Genomic DNA, 23,597 nt, shown 5'->3' on the forward strand with positions numbered 1-23,597 from the left:
ATACGACTATAGATACATCATTTATCTTTCCTACAACCAGTTCGGAAGTTGTATATTATCTTGTGAATTGGAGTGAATATATTGGTTTTAAAAGCAAAAGGATGGCTTGATGCTCCAAATGACGGAGATGAGATTTCGAATACCTATTTATTGTATGGATGGTATCTTAGTGAAAATGAAGTGTTAAAAGTTGAAATTTTGCTTGACAATAATATTATTGGTGAAGCTTATTATGGAGATTTTCGAGAACACTTTGATACATTATTTCCTGAATATAAAAATGTAAATGCTGGGTTTAATTTTAGTTGCAATACTAAAAGTATTAAAAATGGAGAACATACTTTAGATATAAGGATCTTGGAGAATAATGGGGAAATCAATTTTTTAAAGCAAGTAAAAATAAAAGTTAACAATTCACATAATAAAATTGAATTAACACAAAACAGAAGCCATTCAGAATCTCGTTGTAAAGATATTATTGAAAATAGAGAAATCAATGAGGATCTTGATTATAGTTACGATTGGTATAGAAAACAAATTATTACAAAGGAACTATTTGGTTCAAAAATAAATTTTGGAAGAACTATATATATAGCATCAGGGACGGGTAAAAGAGCTATTCTTTTTCACGAAAAAACAAAAAAACCAATTGTAGGACTTGATAATGATGAATTTGCTATTGAATATAGTAATAGGTGTGCCAAGGAATATTTTGGAGACGAAATTTATAATATAAAATTTATTCAGTCTTCATTTTATGAGTTACCTTTTGAAGATAATTCTTTCGATAGTGGTATCTTTATTGAGGGTGTTGAACATGCATTATATCCCCAAAGAATATTAGAAGAAATACGAAGAGTGATTAAGCCCAATGGATATTTATTCTTAACGATAACAAAAGAGAATTATCATGCAGATCCGACTCATTTATCGCTTTGGAGCAGTAAATCAATTAAGAGATTTATGAGTAATTATGGAGACTGTAAGATTAAATTAATAGATAATACATTCTTTGTTACCTTGAAATTCGCAGAATTTATTTTTACAAATAAAAAGCCTATAGTGACATATTGTGATTTGAACATTAGAGATACCTACACTCCAAATTGGGTGGAAGCATTTAAGATGAATTGTGATCTCCGTATGCTTAGTTTAAAAGAAACTAACTTACAAGCTAAAGAATTGATTATAAATGATATATTAGACAAATGCGATGGAGCAGATTTACTACATTTGGGTACCGGTGCAAATTTTTCTAATATTCAAGAATTGCTAGAAAAAGTGAAATATCAATATCCTGAGCTTTTAATTTCTAAGTGGTATGGTGATGTTGATGAATCAAGATATATTAGTGAGGTATATGAACCTTCAAACTATTTCGATATGAGTTTTGTAGCTTCTGGACACTTTATAGGAAAAATAAAATCGCCGTGTGGTCAGGTACATATGAATGGAGTATATGATCAGAAACTATGTGAATTTATCGAGTGGGATAAAAAGGATATAGATGTCCTTATAATAGCGAATGCATATTCGGAGGAACGACTAGCGAACATAAAATCGTTTTTGCCTCAAAATGAAAGAGTTAGCGTTCTATGGATCGGTGATGGTTCACCCTTTGGAAGAGTAAGCCGACAAGATGCATTTAAATTCTATAAAAGATCAAAAATCGTTTATAATATTGTTGATAATAAGAATGCTCAATCAACATTTTGCGTATCAACAAGAGTATATCTAGCAATTGCATGTGGATGCCTGGTGTTTACAACGCGATTGCCATATGTGGATAATTTATTTGACGGGGGAATAATTCAACTTCCCAATGACAAGGAAATTTGGCAGGTTTCAGCTTATGAGTGGCTGAATAGAATTGATAATAGCAAAATTAAGGAGATAATAAATAAGAATTATGAACAGATATCAAAGTACCATTCGTTCGATTATAAGGTAAAAAGTATTTTGTTTCATAATGGATTAAGAAAAGGCTTATGACAGCCGATTTTAATTGAGAGATATGTACAAATATTCGGTGCCATTATTCGCGTTTGCTAACCGTTCCACTTAGTTACTATGGCTCCTCTTATTACAAAAGGGAAAACAATGAAGTGCTATGGATTTATTTTCACTTGCAGTAGACGGAGTGAGTAATGTTGTCTCTTTTTCTTCTATATATACTAAATAGTGACTTGCTAAATAATCCGAAAAGCTAGATTTGACTGGGTTTGCAGACACTTTTGTCGAATATTATGTGCATGGAAAAACACCAAAATCATTTAAAAACTGTGCACATGGAGGGAAAAAGATGTACCGCAAGCCCAGATCTCAGATGACGATAGATGATTTCATACTACCCTTCTCGGGGAAACTCAGTGCCGAAAATCATTGGGTTCAGTTGGCAAAAATCATTCCTTGGGATGAAATTGAAAAAGAATACGCTTTTATGTTTCCTAGTGACAGAGGTAATGTATCCAAACCTGTCCGCATGGCCTTGGGATCGTTGATTATACAAGCCCGGTGGCTATACTTATCGTGAAACCGTACAACAGATAACAGAAAATCCTTATCTTCAATACTTCATCGACCTAGGTGAGTACCAGTTGACGAAACCCTTTACCCCAGTAGCTCTGGTCAAGTTTCGGAAACGTGCTGCTAGAATAGAAATAGGACAACTGAAATAGAGATTTTCCCTAGTTTTTTATAAAATCAAAATAACTGAACTAGGGGGAGTTGTTTAATGGTAAAACACAAAAAACAATATAGTGCTGAATTCAAGCAGGATGCCGTAGAGCATTATCATTCATCGGGCAAAAGCCTAGAACAAGTATCCGGAGATCTTAAAGTTAGTAAGTAAGCCTTAAGTAAGTGGGTGTCAAGTGCTCAAACAAATAATGGTACTGTTAATCACAGAGGATCGGGTAATCATAACTCAGATTCAGAAAAAGAAATTGCTCGCTTAGAGAAGGAATTAAAAGATTCAAAGGATGCGCTGGACATCTTAAAAAAGGCTATAAGCATACTGAACAACTAACAGAATCAATTTATTTAGCAACAAGACTAGCATCGAAGGAGCGCAAGATTTCTGTTAACAGTGTGCTCAAATTATTGGGCGTTTCTTCATCAGGATATTATAGTTGGGTCAAACGACCTCCATCCGATCAGGAAATAAGGAAGCAAAAAATCAAAGCTGAAATTGTAGAGATTTATAATGAATCTCATCAAATGTATGGGGCCCCAAAAATAACCTCAATTCTTCAATCAAGGGGCATGTAATCGCAGAGAAGACCGTCGGTAACTACATGAGAGAAGAGGGAATAAAAGCCATCTGGGTACGTCCCTACACTAGAACAACCATAGATCCTGATTTCGATAACAAGCTTAAAAACATTCTTAATAGAGACTTTAATCCGAAGGCAGCCAACACTGTTTGGGTTACGGATATAACATATGTTTACACCCTATCTGGATTTGCCTATCTGACGAGTGTGATGGATCTGTTTTCTAGGAAAATCATAGGCTGGCAGGTATCGGATAGTTTATCCACAGAGCATGTGTTAAAGGCCATTGAAAAAGCTAAAGTGAATCGAAAAATTAGTCAGTCTGTAGTGATCCATAGCGACAGAGGCGTTCAGTTTGTATCTAAAAGCTATTTAGAGGCTACTCCAGCAGCCCATTTTATTCACAGTTACTCAAAGAAGGGAACCCCATGGGACAATGCATATATAGAAGCGTTCCATCCGATATGTGATAAAAACACTAGACACGCTCATGAATTAATATTTGAATATATTGAGACTTTTTACAACACCGTTAGAATTCATGAACATTGTGGCATGACCTCAAGACCAGAGAACTAGCGGATAGGCTTAATTGGGATACAGTTGACACTTGGAAGATCGGTAATCTGAGACTGAAAGCATTTAAGAAGCGCTGAAAAGTAAACTTAACACTAATACTAAGGGGAGAGATTACTTAGACAATATAACTTGTCTTTAAAAAGCTGTACAAACGTTTCCCTAAAAATGCTATAATAACTCGTATAGTTCTTACATATTTTGCTTATATTACATATTTTGAAAAGGTGGAAATTTAATGACGAAGAAGGAAAGTATTTCAAATCATAATTGGTATTTATTTGTGCCATTAATGTTTTTGCTATCGGTTGTGCCTTTAATTGTCTATCTGAAAGTTGTACCTTTAACTGGTGCATCTTTTGACTTTTGGACTGGTCAAAAAGAAAATCTGGACTTTTTCTCATATTACAAGATGGTCTGGATTATAATTAGCAGTATCTTGTCGGTCGGTGCCTTGGCGTTAATGGTGGCGTTTTATGGATTCGAAAGGATAAAGGGAAGCTATTACTATATTCCCATAGCCGTCTATGCATTCTTTGTGATTCTTTCTACGGAGTTTTCTCAGTATACGGATATCTCCTTAACGGGGTTTGTCGATCGTTATGAAGGGATGTATGTACTTCTAGCTTATATGGCCGTTTTATTTGTAACCATTAATCTTGTGAATACGGAACAGCATATTAAAGCTCTTATTGGTGCCCTCTTTACCGGAGCCATTATTATAGGCACCATTGGAGTATTTCAATATCTGGGGTATGATATATTTAAAACTGCGTTCGGTCGAAGTCTCATTTTACCTGCGGCTTACAAACAAATGGCCAATGAATTGCAGTTTCAATTTTCTAAAGGGATGATATATTCAACCCTTTATCACCTTGATTACGTGGGCAGCTATATGGCCATGCTTTTCCCCTTATCCTTTGCTATGTTTCTGCTCTCTAAAGGAAGATGGCTCAAAGCACTCTTGGCAGCTTTTTCACTTCTAATGGCTGTAAACTGGCTCGGATGTACGTCCAGGGCTGGCTTACTTGGTGGTATAATAGCACTTGTCATTTTAATGATTATGATGAATAGATATATAATTCGAAATTGGAAGTATTTCCTAGGCGGAATTGTTATTTTGGGACTCGTTTTATTTGGATTAAATTACTTGTCTAAGGGATATCTAGGTTCACGGATTAGCTCTTTGATTTCTGATGCTTCCAAGATTACAGGAAGTACAGGAAAGGACGGGGGCCAAGCGAATTCTCTTCTGCAAGGGCTAACCATCAAAGGAAATGAGGCAACCTTAGTGACTTCAACAGAGTCGCTTAAAGTTCAAGTTAACAATGGTCAATTTTCGTTCCAAGATAAAGAGGCACATCCGATCAATGTTAAAGCGGATCCAAGCACTGGCAAGATTGAGTTACAGGACAGTCGATACAAAGATTATCAAATTACTTCCGGTAAGGCCAATAACATGAATACTCTCCAAGTTCAGAAAGGCATGATTAACTTAGTTTTTAGAATCTCTAACAATCAAATTGCGTTACTCGATAATAAAGGTAATGTTGTCAATCTACAACCCGTGGAAAAATGGGGATTTGAAGGTAAAGAATTGTTAGGATCTTCACGGGGTTATATTTGGTCCAGATCTATTCCCTTATTGAAGCATACCCTGTTTATTGGTTTTGGACCGGATACCTTTGCAATCTATTTCCCCCAAAATGACCTTGTAGGCAAGTTTTACGCTTATAATGGGGATATGTGGCAGATAGTTGATAAGCCTCACGATTTATATTTACAGGTCGGTATCAACACAGGGATTATTTCTCTCTTGGCTCTCTTATCCTTGTTTATCGCGTATTTTATAAGAAGTGTAAAGCTTTACATTAAGAATGATTATGAGGATTTCGTTTCGAGAGCTGGAGTTGGGGTTTTTGTAGCAGTATGTGGTTATTTGGGAGCAGCCTTCTTTAATGATAGTGTCGTTTCAGTTGCTCCAATATTTTGGATTCTTTTAGGATTGGGAATTAGTATAAATTTCATGTTGGAGAAAAAGAACTCGAGACCCCGATTAATCACAGAGTAGTTGGGTAGAACACTCTTTTAAACACATAATATTAATGATAATTCAATGACTTTTATCCTCTCAATTAATCAACCGAAATGTATAAAGTAGTTTCGATCTTAAATGGAGCGAATCCCCAACATGGGGGGTTCGTTCTTGGCGTTCAGTTGATTCCTTGAATTTTGACTGAACATAAACAAATGGTATAATAACAGGCAGTGAAAAACGATTTATGTTAATCTTCTCGATGATTGGAAGTGTTTACTTGATTAAAAAAGTAATGACGGTAGTAATGATTTTAATGTTAGGGCTAGTGCTCGTAGGATGCGGTAATTCATCCGGGAAAACTCAACCACAAAACACAACTGGGGCAAATCAGGCGTCATCAGTAAACGCACAACAGAACACAGCGGCTTCACAAGATTCCAAACTAGTGCATCTGACACCTATTCCCCAAGGAACCCCTCTAGTCACTGCGAATAACCAAGTTTCGAAACAACTTATGACGCAGAAGGATGTCCTAGGTACACAGATCTACGAACAAAAAGGGATTGTTTATGGGAATATTACGTTCAAGAGTGGAGTTGCTAAAGATTACGCTCATGAGCTGGCCAATGAGTTTCTAACTCAGCTTAAAGTTAATTACCCCAAACGTCAGATTACGACTCAAGTGGTGATTGACGGAAAAACAACTGATTCTATTGCATTTAAACCCTGAGTTAACGGTCTTTCAGAATTGAGGGGTGTGTTACATCAATTAAAGAGCGTTCTCCTTTCATCGTCAAAGTGGAAGTGAGAACGTAAGCGGTGGATAAAATAGCGGCTCGAAAAAACCTTCTGTCTTTTGGTATCCTGTTAACAGCAGTGAATATTAGAAGCCAGGAGGTTTTGTTATGGCTAGAGATTTAGCCCAAGAACAATGTTGGCGAGACCGCATTGAAGAATGCTGCCAAAGTGGACTGAGTGTCCAGGCTTGGTGCGTTCAAAACGGGCTGAAGAAAACCGCTTATCATTATTGGGCTAGAAAGTTTAAACTTCAGGAGCTGCAGAAGGCCGAAGATAATTCCTTTGCGGAAGTGGTTCTGCTCCCTAAGCTTGAAAACAGTACGAAAGAAATAACATCGCTCAAGGCGGAATTTTCCTTATCGTTTGGGGACTATTGTATCGGAATACCCGATGGTTTTAATCCTGTGACCTTAGCGGAACTGGTAAAGGTTCTGCGAAAGCTATGATCCAACATATGGCCGATCATGTTGAACATATTTATCTTGCCCTTGGATATACGGATTTTCGGAGACAAATTACGGGCTTGACGGCGATGGTCGCCCTAAAGTTTAAACTGGTATAAACGCTAAAATAAAAGTGAGCCAAAAATAAGGGAAACGCCAGGAAAAAAGTGAGCCACTTCTATGAAAAAACCTGTATAGTTCAGAAGAGAGAAAAGCTGACGTACAGGGGGAGAAAGGGTGTCAATAGAAGTGGATATTTACGAAAAGATACGCTATTTGCATGTACATGAGGGTAAGTCACAAAGGACAATATCTAAGATGCTCGAGATATCACGTAATACGGTTAAAAAATACTGTGAAGGATCACAGGTCCCCTGGGTACGTCAAGGAACAAGTGGTCGTCAGCGATATGTGGTTACTGATGAGGTAATGGATTTTATCAAGAACTGCCTGGCCATTGATGAAACAGAAAATATTAAGAAACAGAAACATACTGCTAAGCGAATATATGACCGCCTCGTGGAAGAGAAAGACTTCAAGGGTGGCGAATCAACTATCCGGGAAATCGTAGCGGAACTAAAAGGCAAACAGGCAAAAGTATTCGTCCCATTATCTTATGATCCGAGAGAAGCGATTCAGATTGATTGGGGCGAAGCAACCGCATACATCAGTGGTAAAAAGACGAAGTTGAACCTGTTTTGTATGCGGGAGTGTTACAGTGCCGATATTTACTGCCGGGCATATTACCGCCAGAACGAGGAGAGTTTCCTCGAAGCTCAAATCACCGGCTTTGACTATTTTGAAGGTGCTCCAAAACGGATAATATTTGACAATGCCAAAGTAGCCGTTAAGGAAGGGTTCGGGATTCATGCCAAAGCCCAAGACAGATACCTTGCGTTGGCCGCACATTATGCCTTTCAATGCGACTTTTGTAATATAGCGGCGGGGCATGAGAAAGGACTCGTCGAGGGACTTGTGGGCTGGGTGAGGCGCAATGTTTTAGTGCCCATACCTCGAGTAGAAACGATTGACGAACTAAATACAGAAATACTGCGCAGGTGCTTAAGATACCGTGAACATAAGATAACAGGCCGTGAGCAGACCGTCGGTGAGATGTCCATGACCACCAGAGTCATGCTGACATCCCTGCCACGATATAGATTTGACCCAAGCAAGAGCATAACACAAAGAGTGAGTGATTTTTCAACGGTGAGATTTGATTACAACCACTACTCCGTGCCGGTTAAGTACGCTGACAAAGAAATCAGTATTAAGGGCTACGGTAACGAGATAGTGATGATATACAGAAATGCTGAGATAGCCAGGTATCCCCGCTGTTACGAACGAGGACAAACCAAATATCGGCTTGAACACTACATAGACTTGATTGAAAAGCGTCCTCGCAGTGTTTTCAATGCCAAGCCCGTAAAAAGCACCCTAACAACACAATTGCTAGAGATCGGCAGACGGCTTTCTAGCCCGCGCGAAATGGTCAAGTTGCTAAGGCTTTGTGTTGACTATGGAGAGGACAAGGTTCTGGGAGCAATAGCCTCTCTGAAAAGTCCTGAACTATCGGTCGATCAGATACGAGCTTTTCTAACGCCGATTAATACACCTGAAAAGATACCTGTAGAAATAGATATTCCAGTGCCCAAGCCTCAGTTTGAAAAGTATAACGTTCTGATGAACAGGGGGGCTGCGGTATGAGTGGGGCCCATGAAATCAACCCTGTTAAAGAGAGCATCAAGCTTTATGCCAAGCAACTCAGAACACCTGCATTTGTAAGCTATGAAAACGTTGTCCGGCAGCTCTCTCCTGGTGACGGATATGACCAATTTCTCTGTGAGACCATGAAACTTGAGGTTTCACAGCGACAGGTTGCTGGGCAAAGACGCAGGATTAAAAAAGCTTGCTTTCCAGTCATGAAGACTCTTGATGAATTTAAATATGAACGTCTTGAACATATATCGGACTCCTACATATGGGAGCTTGCCTCTTGTGATTATATTAAAAACCGACAAAACATTGTAATGATCGGTACCCCCGGTGCGGGGAAAACCCATCTTTCCATAGGACTAGGCATGAAGGCCTGCTACGCAGGATTTAATGTGAAATTCTATTCGGCGATCAACTTGGCGAATGAACTTGCAGAGGCTATTCAGTTTCACCGGTTGTCAAAACTTGAAAAAAGTCTGGCTAAGATCGACTTACTGATCATCGATGAACTCAGTTATCTTACCTTCAACCGTCACCAATCCGAAATGTTGTTTCAGGTGATATCGGAACGTTCCGAAAGGGGGAGTATAATCTTAACCACCAATCTAGAATTCTCACGTTGGACAGAGCTATTTGAGAACGAAATTATGGTTGCAGCATTGATTGACAGAGTAACCTTCCGATCCCACGTATTAAACATGAATGTGAAGGATTCTTACCGATTAGAGCAGACATTGGCTAAACAAACTATGTGAATACAGGCATGGAGCTTAGCCGCGCGCGCCTGTAAAATCTCCATTCGGGCTACGCCCTCTTTCCGATTTTACAGGCGCATATCTATACCAGTAAGTGGCTCAATATTCTTCCAGCGTTTTCACTAATATGGATCACCTTTTTACTGGCGTTAGTGGATCAAATTTTTCCTGGCGAATGGCTCACTTTTTTCTTGACATTCGCAAACTGGATCCCTATTCCGGTACGACGCTTTTTTTGTTCTGCAATAAACGTCATACCGTAATCAAAGCCTTGAGATGGGATGGAAACGGTTTTTTGCTTGCTACTAAACAGTTGGCCAATGACATGAAGTTTCAATGGCCAAAAACACAGGGAGAACTGAGAGATATCAATATCCGACAGATGCAGTGGTTGCTGGAAGGTTTACAAATTGACCAGAAAAAGGCACATCCTCAAACTGTCGATACAACAAGTACTGTCTTTTAAAAACAATCCAAAAAATTGCTGGCTTCATGTTTGCTTTTTCATGAAGCCAGCATTATTTATGCCTAAAATTAGCGAGTATATCGCAGTATTCGAGCATTTCCGGTATAATAATGATAGGATTTAAAGGGGTAAAGACGGATGATGATATACCTTGAGCAGGAGCTTTCTAAACTCAAAGAATCGGAAAAGAAGCTTCGCGAAGAGAATGAAATAAAACAAAAACGAATAGAAATTTTAGAACATAACGTGGAAGCTTTGACTCAGGCACTTCTGCAGGCAGCCAAACAGCGTTTTGGTGCATCCAGCGAAAGAACGCCCAATAGCGACGAGCAGCTCTATCTTTTTGAGGAAAAACCGGAGTTTCAATCAGAAGAAGAAAAAGCACCAAAGCAAACTGTAAAAGCACACACACGCCTAAAGAGAAAAAGCGGTGACAAAGCACGTTTGATCGCAGATATTCCCCGCGAAGTTGTAGAGTGTGTCTTAAGTCCCGAGGAAGTGTGCGACGTATGTTCATCTCCCCTACAGATTATTGGAAAGAAAACGGTAAGAACAGAACTGGAGTTTATACCGGCAAAATTAAAAGTTTTGGAGTATGTGCAGCTCATTTTCAAGTGCAGCAACTGCGGAACAACGGAAGAGTATCCCGATGCTGTCTTTAAGAAAGCATCTGTTCCCACGGTCCCTTGCCTCCGCAACAAGCGTGGCATGGATAATGTACCAAAAGTATGCCCTAGCTGTTCCCCTCTACCGTCAGGAGAAGGAATGGTTGCGTATGGGCATAGCCTTAACCCGGTCAACAATGTCAAACTGGGTGATCCAGTGTGCTGCCTCCTGGCTTAAGCCAATGGTTGAAAGGATGCGCGAAAAGCTGCTCACGTATGACATTGTCATGAGCGACGAGACGACTATCCAATGCAATAAGGAGGAAGGTCGGAAGGCATCGAGCAACTCATACTTTTGGCTACATCGGAACGGACCGTGTCAGGGACCACCGGTCATACTGTTTGAGTATACCCGTACTCGGGCAGGCGAAAACGCCCGAAAATTCCTGGAGGGCTTTTCCGGATATAATGTAACGGATGCCTATGCAGGTTATAACAAGGTGGAAAACGTAACCCGCTGTTTATGTTGGTCGCACCTTAGACGATACTATCATGAAGCTATTCCATTAAACAGTAGCAAAAAGGAAATTCCAGGTTCTGCCGGTGCCAAAGGAAGAGCTTATTGTAACAAGCTCTTTAATCTTGAAAAGCAATGGAAAGAACTGCCGCATGAGGAGCGTAAACAGAAGCGTCTAGAACAGAGTGTCCCTGTTCTAAATGCCTTTTTTTCGTGGGTTGAAAATGTGAATACCAATCAAGAACCGTTAAAGAAGGCCATCAGATATACACTTAACCATAGGGAATACTTTACAAACTTCTTGTTGGATGGGCGTATTCCTATTTCGAATAATCTGAGCGAGAATTCTATCCGAGCTGTAGCAGTAGCGCGAAAGAACTTCCTTTTCTCTGACACTCCGCAGGGTGCCGAGGCAAGTGCACTTGCCTTTAGCATTATAGAAACGGCTAAAGCCAATGGTTTAGATCCTTATGAATATCTGGTCTACATATTTAGAAATCTACCCAATCTGGACATTCATAACAAACCGGAGTTATTGGAAGGCTTAATGCCCTGGGCGGATTCGCTACCGAAATTTTGTTATGTGAAGAAAACTAATAAGGAAGCTGAGGAAGGGAAATAAACAGGGTGGCGATGACGAATATTAACTACATGATGGATATGACGAAATCGTTTCTTGATGGAGAAATTGATTGCATAAGTTATTGGCTGGACTTTCCCTATGAGATAGAAAAGCGCTATCGGAAGATGGTCCGAGAGCATAGAGAATATGCAGAACTAATTTTTGACTATCTAGTAGAAGAAGGGACCAATAAGTACGATGATCTATCAGATGACCAATTCAAGAGGTTGATCCGCAAACAGTATAAGTACATCAAGGATGTTGCAAGTGAAGGATTTTTTTAGATGTAAGCTGGCCCTGATTTTCAACTATTGAAAATCAGGGCCAATTTTTCGGGTAACGCTATATGTTCCACCGCTTACGTGAGAACGCTTATTTTATTGTGATAAAGCAGCCTAATTAAAAACTATTGCTGTTTACATTTTAAAGATAATATGGTATTATGGTTTTTTGAGACCATAGCGTCTTTTGCTTATTGCGAAACCACGCGCGATTGCGATTCTGTTACAGCGGTTTAACGATATAGTAAGGATTTTCTGAGCACGCAGTTATAGATAGAGACGCATTTGGAAAACTTAATAATTAATAATATGCAAAAAAGGAGCATGAAACGATTGGCATCATTTACAGATCTAGGCCTAAACGAACCTGTCATACGATCGATTATCAATATGGGGTTTGAAGAAACCACCCCTATTCAAGAGATGACAATACCCATAGCGCTGCAAGGAAAAGACCTAATCGGACAGGCACAGACAGGAACAGGGAAAACGGCTGCCTATGGGATACCCCTTGTAGAAAGAATTATGGAACAGTCTGAACAAATTCAAGGGATTGTATTAGCTCCTACACGGGAATTAGCAGTCCAAGTCGCTGAGGAGTTAAACAAAATTGGTCAATTCAAGAGAATTCATGCCTTACCTATCTACGGAGGGCAAAGTATTGACTGGCAAATCCGTGCCCTGCGGAAGAGACCCCATATTATAGTGGCTACTCCGGGGCGATTGATGGATCACATGAGGAGAAGGACGATTCGCTTAAATGATATTAAGATTCTTGTCTTAGATGAAGCCGATGAGATGCTGAACATGGGCTTTTTAGAAGATATTGAAACCATCCTCAAGGAGGTCCCAGAAGAACGTCAGACCCTACTTTTTTCTGCGACAATGCCTAGACAGATTCAGAATATTGCTCAGCGTTTTATGAAAGAGCCGGAATTGATCAGTATTAAGGCAACAGGTGTAACCGTTTCGGATACGGAACAACATTATTATGAAGTGCCGGAAAAGCTTAAATTTGACGTTTTATCGCGGCTTCTTGATATTCAATCCCCAGACTTATCCATTGTCTTTGCTCGTACAAAGCGTCGGGTAGATGAGCTTTCTGAAGCTTTAAGCAAACGTGGTTATTCCGCTGAGGGAATTCATGGTGATCTTACTCAGAGTAAGAGAGACAGCGTCCTGAGGCAATTTAAAGATGGAACCATCGAAGTTTTGGTCGCCACCGATGTGGCTGCAAGAGGGCTCGATATCAGTGGCGTGACCCATGTTTTTAACTTTGATATACCTCAAGATACGGAAAGTTACGTCCATCGGGTCGGGCGAACTGGACGTGCAGGTAAAACGGGACTTGCCATCACCTTGGTAACTCCACGTGAGATGGGAATGTTAAGACTCATCGAATCGGTGATTAAGCGGCGGATCATTCGTAAACCTATTCCGACCATTGTCGAAGCAGTTCAAGGACAGCAGAGATTGACCATGAACGAGATTCTGAGAGTTATTGCTGAAGAAGATATCGAGAAATATAAAGGAGTAGCTGAAGAACTGCTTGCAGAAAATGATTCTGTCACGCTTCTATCGGCTGCCTTGAAAATTATCACGAAGGAACCTGAAGCCGTTGAGGTTCGCTTAACAGAAGCAGCCCCGATTCGGGTGAGAGGCATGGGTAATCCGAGACAACAACAAGGCGGTTTTAATAGAAATGGCTATGGGCAAAAGACAGATACTTGGTCACGGAGAAGAAATCATGATGTTCGCGGAGGCGCTGCAGGGGCTCAAAGAGGTCGGGATCATAAGAGAAACGGCTAAGGGAATTTGCTGATGGAATAAATAATAGGGGTTAGAAAGAGGCCATAATGGCCTTTTCTCTATTCTTAAGGGGATTCATCTTGATGAAGTAACGTTTGTGATGGTATAATTTAGAAGATGGAGGTGAAACAATGGAGAATGAGATTAAAGAGATGCTCGGGCTTATACTTAATAAACTTACCGGCTTAGAGTCCAAGATAGATCACTTAGAATCAAGAATGGACCGTTTAGAGTCCAAGATGGATCACTTAGAATTAAGAATGGACCGTTTAGAGTCCAAGATGGATCACTTAGAATCAAGAATGGACAGATTAGAGTCCAAGATGGATCACTTAGAATCAAGGATGGATAGCTTAGAGTTAAGAATGGATAACGTAGAATCAAGGCAAGACGAAATTTATTTGATAGCAAAGGCTATAGAACATAGCAATAATGTGCGCGGAGCAGAAATTGATGGTCTTAGGTTGAGAGGAGGCCATCTGGAAGGGACAATTAATGCTATAGGTGAGGTAATTACAGCACGGAAGGCGATATGATATAATGAAGTTTAACCGCAATAAATTGTTTAGGGAATAAACTGCCTATGTGGTAAATATGACCATATAAGGCAGTTTTATTTGTTATTTGATAAGGAGAACTTTTTTTAAGTTCAAAGGTAAATTGAGGTTGGATGTCGAATCTCCTATTTAGTATTGTCTTACATTTGGAGGGAGATAAAAATAATTATGTTAGAGAGTTTTTTTCGTAAGAGGGTTATCGGGCGTCTCTTTGTAAATTTGATGCTCGCCTTAATCTTAATTTTGAGTACTTCGACGTCCGTTTGGGCTTCAACGAATGACGTCCTGCCTGAAATTCGTTCTTTGCTTCAGGATCAGTATGCGGATCCGGTTTCCCAAGAGGTCTTAAACGCTCCGACTATTGATGAAATGCTGAAGCGGCTTGGGGATCCACACACATCTTATTTTACTCCTGCTCAATACCAAGACTTTGTGGGTAGCGTAAACATGAGCTTTGTAGGGATCGGAATACATATTGAGATGCTCCCTGAGGGGGTAAAGGTGGACTCAGTGATTCAAGGTTCACCGGCAGAAGAGGTCGGATTGAAAGCAGGAGATATCATTATTGATGCGGATGGGCAATCTTTAGCAGGATTATCCTCTGATCAGGCCGTAAACTTGTTGCGCGGCGCTGAGGGGAGTAAAGTTCAAATCAGCATCAAGCGGGGAACTGAGGCCATGGATTTTACGGTAACTCGTCAAGCCGTTGCGGAACCGACAGTAACAGGTTCTGTGCTGGATGGACATATTGGTTATATTCAACTGAAATCGTTTGGTAGTAATACTCCATCGGAATTTGCCAACACTGCGGTGCAATTAAATAGCCAAAACGTCGTTGATAGCTGGGTTGTGGATTTAAGAGACAATGGTGGCGGGTACTTAAGCTCGGCGATTGACCTTGCGGGTTTCTTCATTGGACCAGATGTTGCAGTTCAAGTAAGAGACCGTTCGGGAGTTCTTCATTTATACCAAGCCCCGAATCAGCCCTTTACCTTAAACCAGCCTATTATATTTTTGACGAATGAAAACAGTGCCAGTGCTTCCGAAATTCTTACTTCCGCGGTTAAAGACTATCATAAAGCGACTATTGTTGGGACAACGACCTATGGTAAAGGCACCGTTCAAAGTATGTTTAATCTTTCTAACGGCGGGGTCCTTAAGATGACCGTAGAACACTTTTATTCCGCGTTTGGACATGAAATTAACAAAGTGGGAATTACTCCTGATGTAGAAATACAACAGACGGATTCACTGAAGGCGGCAGAATTACTGCTAACTGATAAAACAGTTGCTCTCAACAAGGCTAGAACTCAGGACTATTGGGAATCTTGGAGAGAACTTTCAAGTTCGACAGCGACCAATGTGAACCCTGAACTATATACTCTTTATTACCCTGATTATCAAAAAGTCGGTGAATTATCTTCCGTTCCCCTGGATAAGAAATTTACGGTGCATTTTGATGGAGCGGTTGATTGGCATAGTGTGAATGATGTAAGTGTTGAGCTTATTGACAGTCAGACTGGAGAGAGAACACCTACGACATTTAATATACTTGGTCCCTCCGATGTGCAAGTAATTCCGGAGAAAGCTTTGTCTCCTGACACGACCTATTGGTTGGTTGCCCACCCTACAATTCTGTACACATCGGGTAAGGCCTTGAGTAAAGGAACGTTGACGATTGTGCATACTACTCAGGGCCCTACAGCTGCAGGGAAAGCAATGGTTCAGTCTTTTAATAAACCTCTGAGATCCATAAGCGAAGGGAAATTCTCTAATCCTGGTGATCCTGACTATGGTTGGGCGATTTGGGACTTAACGGAGAAAAAATAGTAGTAGAAGTAAGCAAGATGTTGAGGATTTCGGAAGGATATTGGAGGCAGGCTCTATGGTTTATGAAGTATGTGCACTTGTAGCCACTATTATCTTAGGAATGCTGGGCCTAGAATTAATTATCTGGATTCGTTCAGTACGGAAACTCACAGATGAGGTCAAGCAAACCGTCCAGAATTTCAACACTTATATACCGTCTATGCTTGAGGATGCCAAAGTCATGACGAACCTTGTGAGACATACTTCGGAGCAAGTAAGCGGAACAGTTAGCGAGGTCGCTGTTGGTTTTGAGAGATTAAGGAAAGATCCGTTGTACTTGCTTACAGGCTTTTTGGAGACGTTTAAGCAGCTTAGAGAGCTCTGGCAGGAATTTCGGGGGAGAAAAAGCGAAGAAGACTCCGACCGCTGAAAACGCCCCCATTTCTTTCCATTGGAAGATATGTTTTAAGTAATTTATAATATATCCCATATACGTCGAAGGGTGGAGAGATATAGCAGAGAATGTATTAAAAATGAATTGGGACCATTTCAATCATTGGCAAAGGAGGAAGTACATGTGAAAAAAATAATTTCGGTTTTGATCGTTGGCTTGATGTTGCTTGTTTCAACAAACACTGTTTTGGCTGCAGATGATTCTTTGGATATAGAAAAGGTAGCCATCCAAGCTATAAAAAATTCTCAAGATCTTCAAACCTATAACAAAATGGTAACACTATCCAAAAAATATTATGAAGACTCAAATTCGGCTGCGGATGCTATGAGAGCTCTTTTAGGTTATCAAAATTCCTATAGCACTTTAGTTCAAATTGTTTTTCTGCCCCTAAATGCTAAAAACAATATGACTCAGACTACTAATAGTCAGGCAGTGGTGACAAATGCCGTTAGACTATCTGCTTATCAAGATTATATCAACCTTTTAAAGGCAGATTATGCGGAAAATATTCAACAGGGCCTTATGAATGGTCTCGATGCTGATTACAGAACAGCAAAGCAGCAGGAGGGGCTAGGGATGATTTCGTCTTCGCAGCTAAGATTGAGTGAAATCGCGTATCTCAAAGCTCAATATAGCTACAATAGCGCACAGAAAAGTTTTGGTTCCGCTTCCATGACGCTTAATAAACTTATGGGCGAGGATCTCACTAAGCAGTACTCGATCCTACAGGATAATAACATAAGCCCTGCGGCTCAAATAAAGTCCTTAAATGACTACATTAATATTGCCCTAGCCAATCGAGTGGATATAAAGAATGCTCAGAGTACTCTGGATACAGATAAGCAGGAATTTGACTACAGTAAGGCAGAACCTGCTACGGATTATGAATTTACCATGCAGAAGCTACAGTATAACTTAGACAAAGCCCAAAACGATCTGGATCTTAAGAAGATTAGCGTTCAGAAAGATATTACAAATCTCTATAAAACATTACAAGGTGCTATGAAGAACCTGGAAGCAATGAAAGATCTTAATGATCAAGCGGCAGCAAATTATCAAGCAGCAGAAATCCAATACAAGAATTCACAAATCTCCTTACAAGAGTTTGATGATGCCAAAGTTACCAAAGCTCAAGCGGATGTGAACTATAAAAACGCCCAATTGGATGCTTGGCTGGTGCAGACCATGATGAATACGGCATGCAGCGCCGGTTACGTGCCTTCAACCAATGCTTCTTCGAGTACTATGCAATCCAGCTCTAACAAAGTGAACCCCACTGAACAACTTAATTCCAAAAATCGCAACTAATAACTTGGAGGTGTCTAACTTGAAAAAGAGTTACTTAACGTTGTTTGCGCTTGTTCTATCTGCTTCTATTGCATTTTCCACCCATACCACCATGGCTTTAGATGGCGTCGCTCAACCAACTGCAGCCCCTGCTTCAACCGACAGTGCCGCGACTGATAATACGTCAACGGGCGCTGGATCTACAGGTTCGACAGAACCTGCCACGCCACCGGCAGATACTTCAACCCTGAATCTTTCGCTTGAAGACGCTTTGAAGGCTATAGAAACGGGTAACAGCGACCTGAAATTAACGGACAGCCAAATCCAAATCTACGACAAACAGAATCAACAAAACCTGGCACAGCGTGATGCTAATACGCTTGTCACAGACGAGGATTCTAAGAAAGTTCACGACCTGAACTATAAACGCTCTCAATGGACTTTAGATAATGCAAAGCACGACAGAGATACTCAATTAAAAAATCTGAAAGTTCAAGTCACCAATGAATACGAGAATGTTTTGACCTTTCAGCAACAGGCGGATAACTATAAGACACAGCTTGCAAACCTGGATACAGTTATCAATCAGGTTAACCTTCAGATAAAACTTGGCTTACAGATCCCATCAGCAATAAATTCTTATAATGCTCAGAAGAGTAAGCTGGAAGCAGCCCAAAAAGCTATTCTTAACAGTATCGACAGTTCGATGATTACACTTAAGCAAGATCTGGGAATCGACATTAACAGAAACCTTGTTTTGACTTCAAGCCTTACTCCATATTCGAAATTTGATGATTCAGATCTTGATAACCAAATCGCTAACGCCATTAAAAATAATTACGATATCCAAAGATATACACAGGATATTGACATTTCTCAGATTGAACATGATATAGACTTTTATTATGATGATACGCAAGTGGCTGACCAAATCGAGTTAAGTATTGAGGATAAGAAAGCGACCCTGGCAAATTTAGCGGTTACAAAGGAAGTTAGTTTGCGAACAGCTTATAATAGTTTAAAGTCACTGGAAAATACAATTGAAGCTGATAAATTAACCGTGGAAGCCGACCAAATCAATATTGATACTATGCAAAAAAATATTGATGTCGGTAAGTCAAGCAGCCTTGATATGATAACTCTGCAAAACACGCTCTTAAATGACCAGAATACACTACAACAGGATATAAATACTTATATGACGGCAGTAGCGAATTTCCAAAATAGCTTAGATGAGTAATCTCCAAGAATAAAGAGTTGGCCCAGGATCGAAAAGATTCTGGGCCAACTCTTTGTGTGCGCCACGCATGACGATTAACTAGACGGTGAAAGTCCGATATGGGGGTATGTAGCGACCAACCATTAGCTTAAGGCAAGGGTGTCCATCGTGAGGTGGAATCTGAAGGAAGCCGGCGGCAAAATTCTGACCCGAGGAACACGAACAGCATCAGGCGCAAAACGTGGGGTAAGACTGCACGACAAGTTAAAGCCCAAAAGCTACACAGACACGCCAGCGTAAATGTTGCGGGTACATGGAATGAAAGTGAATCGTCTTACCGTGGGAGGCCTCACGGACGGGTGGAAACAGAGTAAGAAACCCGGTTGAAACAAGATTTATCGTGAGGAGTCAGCAGAAGCCATAGTACAGAGGTGATCTAGACACCGACGGAAGGGCTGAACCAAAGGAGGTGTGGGTCAATGAAAGTTACTGAAAGTGGTAATTTAAAACACAGACAACTTCGAATTGAAGACTATCTGCAAAGGGTATCTGCGGAACAGAAAGAGTATGCAGAAGTGTGCGAGCTACCTAAGATGACTGAAACCGACAACACCAACACAAATGAGCAGACGAATGGGTTGCTTGAGCAAATCCTTAGCACTGAAAATCTAAACCAGGCCTATAGGCAGGTTAAAAGAAACAAGGGCGCAGGTGGAATTGATGGTATGCAGGTAGATGAACTTCTACCCTTCTTGAAAGAACACAAGGATGAACTATTGCAATCTCTCCGGGATGGTAAATACCGTCCAAAACCCGTACGGAGGGTAGAAATACCCAAAGAGAACGGAAAGACCAGAAAACTAGGAATACCCACCGTCTTAGACAGGTTAATTCAACAAGCGATAACTCAAGTTCTAAGTCCCATCTTTGAGAAACAGTTTTCAGACAATAGTTTTGGATTTCGACCGAATCGTAGTGCCCATGGGGCATTAAGAAGATGCCAAACCTATATAACAGTAGGTTACAAATATGTAGTTGATATGGATTTGGCCCAATATTTCGATACGGTAAACCAAAGTAAGCTTATCCAAATTTTGTCGGAGACGATAAGAGATGGCCGGGTCGTATCGCTGATTCACAAATTCCTGAAAGCAGGAGTTATGACCAATGGAATGTTTGAAGAAAGTCCAGAAGGTGTACCACAAGGAGGCCCCCTGAGCCCATTACTTGGCAACATAATGCTTAACGAATGTGACCACGAACTGGGAAAGCGGAAACACCACTTTGTACGTTATGCAGACGATATGATGATCTTCTGCAAAAGTAAAAAGGCGGCAAAACGAACACTTGATCACATTCTCCCTTATATCGAAGGGAAACTATTTCTGAAGGTAAATAGGGAGAAAACGAAGGTCGCTCATGTAAACTATGTCAAGTTTTTGGGATATAGCTTTTACATTTACAGGGGAGAAGGGCGCCTGAGAATCCACCCAAAAAGCATCCAGAAGCTTAAGGATAAAATCCGAGGAGTTACTGGGCGTAGCAATGGGATGGGAATCGAAGAGCGCAGAACTAAACTCAATCAAGTAGTACGAGGCTGGACGAATTACTTCAAACCTGCCGATGCAAAGAACCTACTCAAGGACCTGGATGAATGGACGAGAAGTCGCATACGAATGGCAACTTGGAAGCGATGGAAGAAAACCCGAACAAGGTTTGAGAACCTGAAGAAAGCGGGCATTACCAAGGAACAAGCATGGATGTGGGCAAACACAAGAAAAGGCTATTGGCGCGTTGCCCATAGCCCTATTCTGACAAAAGCTCTATCCAATGAGCGTTTCAGACGAATCGGATACCTTAGTTTTAGTGAATGTTATTCTGCGAAATAATGTATAAACTTTGGAAGCGCCGTATACCGAACGGTACGTACGGTGCTGTGGGAGGTCGGCTGATCAATTAATGATCAGCCTCCTACCCGATTAATGTTAAAATCTTATTTGTTGTCAGCAATTACAACTGATTTTGCGACATTAACTGAGGGACTGCTGGGGCCGGATTTTCTTCGATACTACTGAAGAATGTTCCATAGAAAGCATGGCTTTGGAGTTGGCCTTCTAAAGAAAATGAGGGTGTGTTGACTGCAGAAGCCGCCATGTATGGAGACTTTTCGCGGATACCCAGCATCAGGCGATAACGCTTATTAAGAATACTATATTGGGTTTCTGCTAAGAGAAGTTCAAGTACTGCAATCTCTACATACTCTGGATCAGCGTAATCAAAGTGATTCCAGGCATAGTCAATTTTCTCACGCGATTCTTCTATTTCTGCTAATAGGCGTTCAGCCTCATCGAGCGGTGGCTCTTCTAGTGAAGAACAAGATGATAAAAGATAATTGAATAAAGTTCGCATACCATCAGCCTCACTTCACTTACTGTGCTCAATAAAAATTGTTCCCTTTAGCTTTGCTCGGTTTGCCAAAGTATATGTAAGTAAAGTGCTGGATATGATTAGGAGGATTCAAAAAATACGTTAAGATGTCATAGAAATTTTTGATGTTATAAAAATCGCCTTTGTTGGGAAAGACTAGAAATAGTTTAAGAACTTAAGAGGTGATTTTTTTGCCACACCGACGATGTCGGAAGTCCTGGGCGATGTTTCTTTGTGGGATGATGTGCCTGTTTCTCTGGCAGGCCAGCATTTATCCTGTTCTGGGACAAGATACCGTTTATGAGATCATGTTTGCAAATACCACCCCTTCGCGACCCAATGAGCTCCAGCCAAAGAAGTCAATAGCGCAAATTCCAACGTATAATATCATTGTCAACGAAGAAAAAACTTTAACGGATAAATCTTCTCAAGAGGTTTCTACCACAGGGCCAGGGCGTCAGATGCTCTCTCGTAGTTTAGGACGTTTAGTAAGCGAAGAGGAAATTGAATTGTTGTCTCGTGTCATTTACGGAGAAGCACGAGGAGAGAATTTTGAAGGACAAGTCGCTGTTGGAGCTGTCGTTTTGAATCGCTTGAAGGACCCTCATTTTCCGAAAACAATTTGGGGCGTTATTTACCAGCCTGGCGCTTTCACAGCAGTATCGGATCAACAAATTCATCTTAATCCAGATGATGAAGCCTACAAGGCTGCAGAGGCAGCACTTTCAGGCCTTGATCCCAGTAATGGAGCAATCTATTACTACAATCCGCGCCTCGCTACCGACCGCTGGATTAAAAGCAGGCCTGTAATTAAGAGAATAGGAAACCATACGTTTAGTATCTGAGCTAGATGCAAAGTAGCCCCGCGAAATCGCGGGGCTACTTTGCATCACTGACCTGATGTTTTGGCGGCTCTGATCCTCGGTGGAAGGTGAAGAAGGTGACTTCCGGAGGGACGTTAAAGCGCAGTGGGATAACGCTTTCCCCGATGCCCCGGTTGATGTACAGGGGGGTATCGTTCACGATATGGTACCCTTCGTAAATTCCCTTATCGCCGAGATAGGTGTTTGTGATCAGTGGCGCGAGGCCTGGAAGACGGATTTGTCCTCCGTGGGTATGTCCCGTCAGCAGGAGATTTGCTCCGTATATGGCAACATCATCGAGGCAATCAGAGGAGTGAGCTAAGGCCAGACGGAAAGGGGGATTCTGAGTGGATTCCGGAGATGATTTCATGGCTAAAACTTTTTGATAGGCCAGGTCCACATCGTCATGCGCGGTGGCAGGGTCGTCAATGCCGATGATCCAAAGATTGAGGGAGGATAAAAAAGACGCTTGATTAAGCAAGGGATTCCAGCCTAAGCCCTGAAATTGTTTAAGATAACGTTTCAATAGGGTATGAGATAAGTGGCTGTAATCGTTGTTTCCAAGGACAACATACTTTCCATAAGGTGCCGAAAGTTTTCCTAGATAGGTATCCACTTTATCAAGATCCGTTCTAGTGGAGATGATGTCCCCAGTAAGCACAAGCAGGTCTGGTTTTCCGGACGCGACGGCTCGGGATATGAGCTCAGGCGTCATTCTCAGTGATTCCAAATGCAAGTCGCTCAGTTGACAAATGGTCTTCCCCTCCAAGGCAGACGGAAGCTGAGGGTAAAACAAATCCCAAGTCTCGCATTTTAATTCTTGGGTATCGTATTCAGCCCAGCCAAGGAGTCCTGCCCCTCCGAGGGGCAGGATTGAAAGCAGCCAATGATTAATAATAAATCCGCCGGCTCCACGAAAAAATTGACGGCGAGAGATGTTTTTAGAAAACAGCCTGGTTAATTTACTCGGCATAGCAGCCTCCTCAATAATAGTTTACCCATTACATAGGATATCAGAACCCTTCCTTTCTTTGTATCATATCATGTTATGAAGTTAGTTTGAATGAATAAAGGAGGGGA

The 23,597-nt window shown here is 40.9% G+C and carries 23 protein-coding genes and 3 pseudogenes; 24 read left to right on the forward strand and 2 right to left on the reverse strand.

Annotated features, from left to right (window positions below):
- Positions 1–81: 81 nt before the first annotated feature.
- From VZF35_RS16675 to ltrA, 23 genes and pseudogenes are all read left to right on the forward strand, one after another.
- Positions 82–1,992 carry a methyltransferase domain-containing protein gene (locus VZF35_RS16675; protein ID WP_407306661.1) on the forward strand — a complete coding sequence of 637 codons (1,911 nt, stop codon included), beginning with the start codon at positions 82–84 and terminating at the stop codon, positions 1,990–1,992.
- 310 nt (positions 1,993–2,302) lie between these two features.
- Positions 2,303–2,645 (forward strand): annotated as a pseudogene (locus tag VZF35_RS16680) (transposase); the annotation flags it as partial.
- An 89-nt stretch (positions 2,646–2,734) separates the two neighbouring features.
- Complete coding sequence (locus tag VZF35_RS16685) at positions 2,735–2,851, forward strand: transposase (RefSeq protein ID WP_407306664.1); 117 nt, start codon at positions 2,735–2,737, stop codon at positions 2,849–2,851.
- Between the two features lie 15 nt (positions 2,852–2,866).
- Positions 2,867–3,028, forward strand: a complete 162-nt coding sequence (locus tag VZF35_RS16690) for a hypothetical protein (protein WP_407306667.1) — start codon at positions 2,867–2,869, stop codon at positions 3,026–3,028.
- A gap of 241 nt (positions 3,029–3,269) precedes the next feature.
- Positions 3,270–3,854 (forward strand): IS3 family transposase, encoded by a 585-nt coding sequence (locus VZF35_RS16695; protein ID WP_407314658.1) that lies wholly within the window; start codon positions 3,270–3,272, stop codon positions 3,852–3,854.
- A gap of 235 nt (positions 3,855–4,089) precedes the next feature.
- On the forward strand, positions 4,090–5,922 hold the full coding sequence (locus tag VZF35_RS16700; protein WP_407306670.1) for a polymerase: 1,833 nt from the start codon (positions 4,090–4,092) through the stop codon (positions 5,920–5,922).
- A gap of 244 nt (positions 5,923–6,166) precedes the next feature.
- Positions 6,167–6,619, forward strand: coding sequence for a hypothetical protein (locus VZF35_RS16705; protein ID WP_407306673.1), 453 nt, complete (start codon positions 6,167–6,169; stop codon positions 6,617–6,619).
- 175 nt (positions 6,620–6,794) lie between these two features.
- A complete protein-coding gene (gene tnpA / locus VZF35_RS16710; RefSeq protein WP_407306676.1) occupies positions 6,795–7,133 on the forward strand; it encodes an IS66 family insertion sequence element accessory protein TnpA in 339 nt (112 codons plus the stop codon).
- Positions 7,134–7,367: 234 nt separating this feature from the next.
- Positions 7,368–8,837 (forward strand): IS21 family transposase, encoded by a 1,470-nt coding sequence (gene istA / locus VZF35_RS16715; protein WP_407306679.1) that lies wholly within the window; start codon positions 7,368–7,370, stop codon positions 8,835–8,837.
- Complete coding sequence (istB, locus tag VZF35_RS16720) at positions 8,834–9,601, forward strand: IS21-like element helper ATPase IstB (protein WP_407306382.1); 768 nt, start codon at positions 8,834–8,836, stop codon at positions 9,599–9,601. Before istA ends, istB begins: the two co-directional genes overlap by 4 nt.
- Positions 9,602–9,776: 175 nt before the next feature.
- Entirely contained in the window at positions 9,777–10,067 is a 291-nt protein-coding gene (gene tnpB / locus VZF35_RS16725) for an IS66 family insertion sequence element accessory protein TnpB (RefSeq protein WP_407306682.1), read from the forward strand.
- Positions 10,068–10,208: 141 nt separating this feature from the next.
- On the forward strand, positions 10,209–10,910 hold the full coding sequence (locus VZF35_RS16730) for an IS66 family transposase zinc-finger binding domain-containing protein (RefSeq protein ID WP_407314497.1): 702 nt from the start codon (positions 10,209–10,211) through the stop codon (positions 10,908–10,910).
- Positions 10,792–11,628: pseudogene (gene tnpC / locus VZF35_RS16735) on the forward strand (IS66 family transposase); the annotation flags it as partial. The gene VZF35_RS16730 and the pseudogene tnpC, both read left to right, overlap by 119 nt.
- A 39-nt stretch (positions 11,629–11,667) precedes the next feature.
- Positions 11,668–11,811: a hypothetical protein gene (locus tag VZF35_RS16740; protein ID WP_407314499.1), complete on the forward strand. Its 144-nt coding sequence runs from the start codon at positions 11,668–11,670 to the stop codon at positions 11,809–11,811.
- Between the two features lie 38 nt (positions 11,812–11,849).
- Complete coding sequence (locus VZF35_RS16745) at positions 11,850–12,095, forward strand: hypothetical protein (protein WP_407306685.1); 246 nt, start codon at positions 11,850–11,852, stop codon at positions 12,093–12,095.
- A 330-nt stretch (positions 12,096–12,425) separates the two neighbouring features.
- Complete coding sequence (locus VZF35_RS16750) at positions 12,426–13,901, forward strand: DEAD/DEAH box helicase (protein WP_407314660.1); 1,476 nt, start codon at positions 12,426–12,428, stop codon at positions 13,899–13,901.
- 131 nt (positions 13,902–14,032) lie between these two features.
- Positions 14,033–14,437 carry a M domain protein gene (locus VZF35_RS16755; protein ID WP_407306688.1) on the forward strand — a complete coding sequence of 135 codons (405 nt, stop codon included), beginning with the start codon at positions 14,033–14,035 and terminating at the stop codon, positions 14,435–14,437.
- A 189-nt stretch (positions 14,438–14,626) separates the two neighbouring features.
- Entirely contained in the window at positions 14,627–16,288 is a 1,662-nt protein-coding gene (locus VZF35_RS16760; protein WP_407306691.1) for a S41 family peptidase, read from the forward strand.
- 55 nt (positions 16,289–16,343) lie between these two features.
- A complete protein-coding gene (locus tag VZF35_RS16765; RefSeq protein WP_407306694.1) occupies positions 16,344–16,697 on the forward strand; it encodes a hypothetical protein in 354 nt (117 codons plus the stop codon).
- A gap of 147 nt (positions 16,698–16,844) precedes the next feature.
- The gene (locus VZF35_RS16770; protein WP_407306697.1) at positions 16,845–18,029 is read left to right on the forward strand and encodes a TolC family protein; all 1,185 of its coding nucleotides are present in this window, start codon (positions 16,845–16,847) and stop codon (positions 18,027–18,029) included.
- A 10-nt stretch (positions 18,030–18,039) separates the two neighbouring features.
- The gene (locus VZF35_RS16775; RefSeq protein ID WP_407306700.1) at positions 18,040–19,248 is read left to right on the forward strand and encodes a TolC family protein; all 1,209 of its coding nucleotides are present in this window, start codon (positions 18,040–18,042) and stop codon (positions 19,246–19,248) included.
- A 147-nt stretch (positions 19,249–19,395) separates the two neighbouring features.
- Positions 19,396–19,527 (forward strand): hypothetical protein, encoded by a 132-nt coding sequence (locus VZF35_RS16780; RefSeq protein ID WP_407305726.1) that lies wholly within the window; start codon positions 19,396–19,398, stop codon positions 19,525–19,527.
- A 179-nt stretch (positions 19,528–19,706) separates the two neighbouring features.
- The gene (gene ltrA / locus VZF35_RS16785) at positions 19,707–21,116 is read left to right on the forward strand and encodes a group II intron reverse transcriptase/maturase (protein ID WP_407305724.1); all 1,410 of its coding nucleotides are present in this window, start codon (positions 19,707–19,709) and stop codon (positions 21,114–21,116) included.
- A gap of 121 nt (positions 21,117–21,237) precedes the next feature.
- Here ltrA and VZF35_RS16790 read toward each other — a convergent pair whose 3' ends face one another.
- Entirely contained in the window at positions 21,238–21,636 is a 399-nt protein-coding gene (locus VZF35_RS16790; RefSeq protein WP_407306703.1) for a hypothetical protein, read from the reverse strand.
- Positions 21,637–22,142: 506 nt separating this feature from the next.
- Here VZF35_RS16790 and VZF35_RS16795 point away from each other — a divergent pair.
- Positions 22,143–22,499 (forward strand): annotated as a pseudogene (locus VZF35_RS16795) (cell wall hydrolase); the annotation flags it as partial.
- Positions 22,500–22,533: 34 nt separating this feature from the next.
- Here VZF35_RS16795 and VZF35_RS16800 read toward each other — a convergent pair.
- A complete protein-coding gene (locus tag VZF35_RS16800) occupies positions 22,534–23,490 on the reverse strand; it encodes a metallophosphoesterase (RefSeq protein WP_407306705.1) in 957 nt (318 codons plus the stop codon).
- Positions 23,491–23,597: the final 107 nt, after the last annotated feature.

Origin of the sequence: Desulfosporosinus paludis, assembly GCF_045689965.1 — a bacterium.
Classification (GTDB): Bacteria; Bacillota; Desulfitobacteriia; order Desulfitobacteriales; family Desulfitobacteriaceae; genus Desulfosporosinus; species Desulfosporosinus paludis.

Bases quoted from the DNA above. Each gene is read 5' to 3' on its own strand.
- VZF35_RS16685 (WP_407306664.1), top strand. From the start codon at position 2,735: ATGGTAAAACACAAAAAACAATATAGTGCTGAATTCAAGCAGGATGCC.
- VZF35_RS16700 (WP_407306670.1), top strand. From the start codon at position 4,090: ATGACGAAGAAGGAAAGTATTTCAAATCATAATTGGTATTTATTTGTG.
- tnpA (WP_407306676.1), top strand. From the start codon at position 6,795: ATGGCTAGAGATTTAGCCCAAGAACAATGTTGGCGAGACCGCATTGAA.
- istB (WP_407306382.1), top strand. From the start codon at position 8,834: ATGAGTGGGGCCCATGAAATCAACCCTGTTAAAGAGAGCATCAAGCTT.
- tnpB (WP_407306682.1), top strand. From the start codon at position 9,777: ATGGCTCACTTTTTTCTTGACATTCGCAAACTGGATCCCTATTCCGGT.
- VZF35_RS16730 (WP_407314497.1), top strand. From the start codon at position 10,209: ATGATATACCTTGAGCAGGAGCTTTCTAAACTCAAAGAATCGGAAAAG.
- VZF35_RS16745 (WP_407306685.1), top strand. From the start codon at position 11,850: ATGACGAAATCGTTTCTTGATGGAGAAATTGATTGCATAAGTTATTGG.
- VZF35_RS16755 (WP_407306688.1), top strand. From the start codon at position 14,033: ATGGAGAATGAGATTAAAGAGATGCTCGGGCTTATACTTAATAAACTT.
- VZF35_RS16760 (WP_407306691.1), top strand. From the start codon at position 14,627: ATGTTAGAGAGTTTTTTTCGTAAGAGGGTTATCGGGCGTCTCTTTGTA.
- VZF35_RS16765 (WP_407306694.1), top strand. From the start codon at position 16,344: ATGGTTTATGAAGTATGTGCACTTGTAGCCACTATTATCTTAGGAATG.
- ltrA (WP_407305724.1), top strand. From the start codon at position 19,707: ATGAAAGTTACTGAAAGTGGTAATTTAAAACACAGACAACTTCGAATT.
- VZF35_RS16790 (WP_407306703.1), bottom strand. From the start codon at position 21,636: ATGCGAACTTTATTCAATTATCTTTTATCATCTTGTTCTTCACTAGAA.
- VZF35_RS16800 (WP_407306705.1), bottom strand. From the start codon at position 23,490: ATGCCGAGTAAATTAACCAGGCTGTTTTCTAAAAACATCTCTCGCCGT.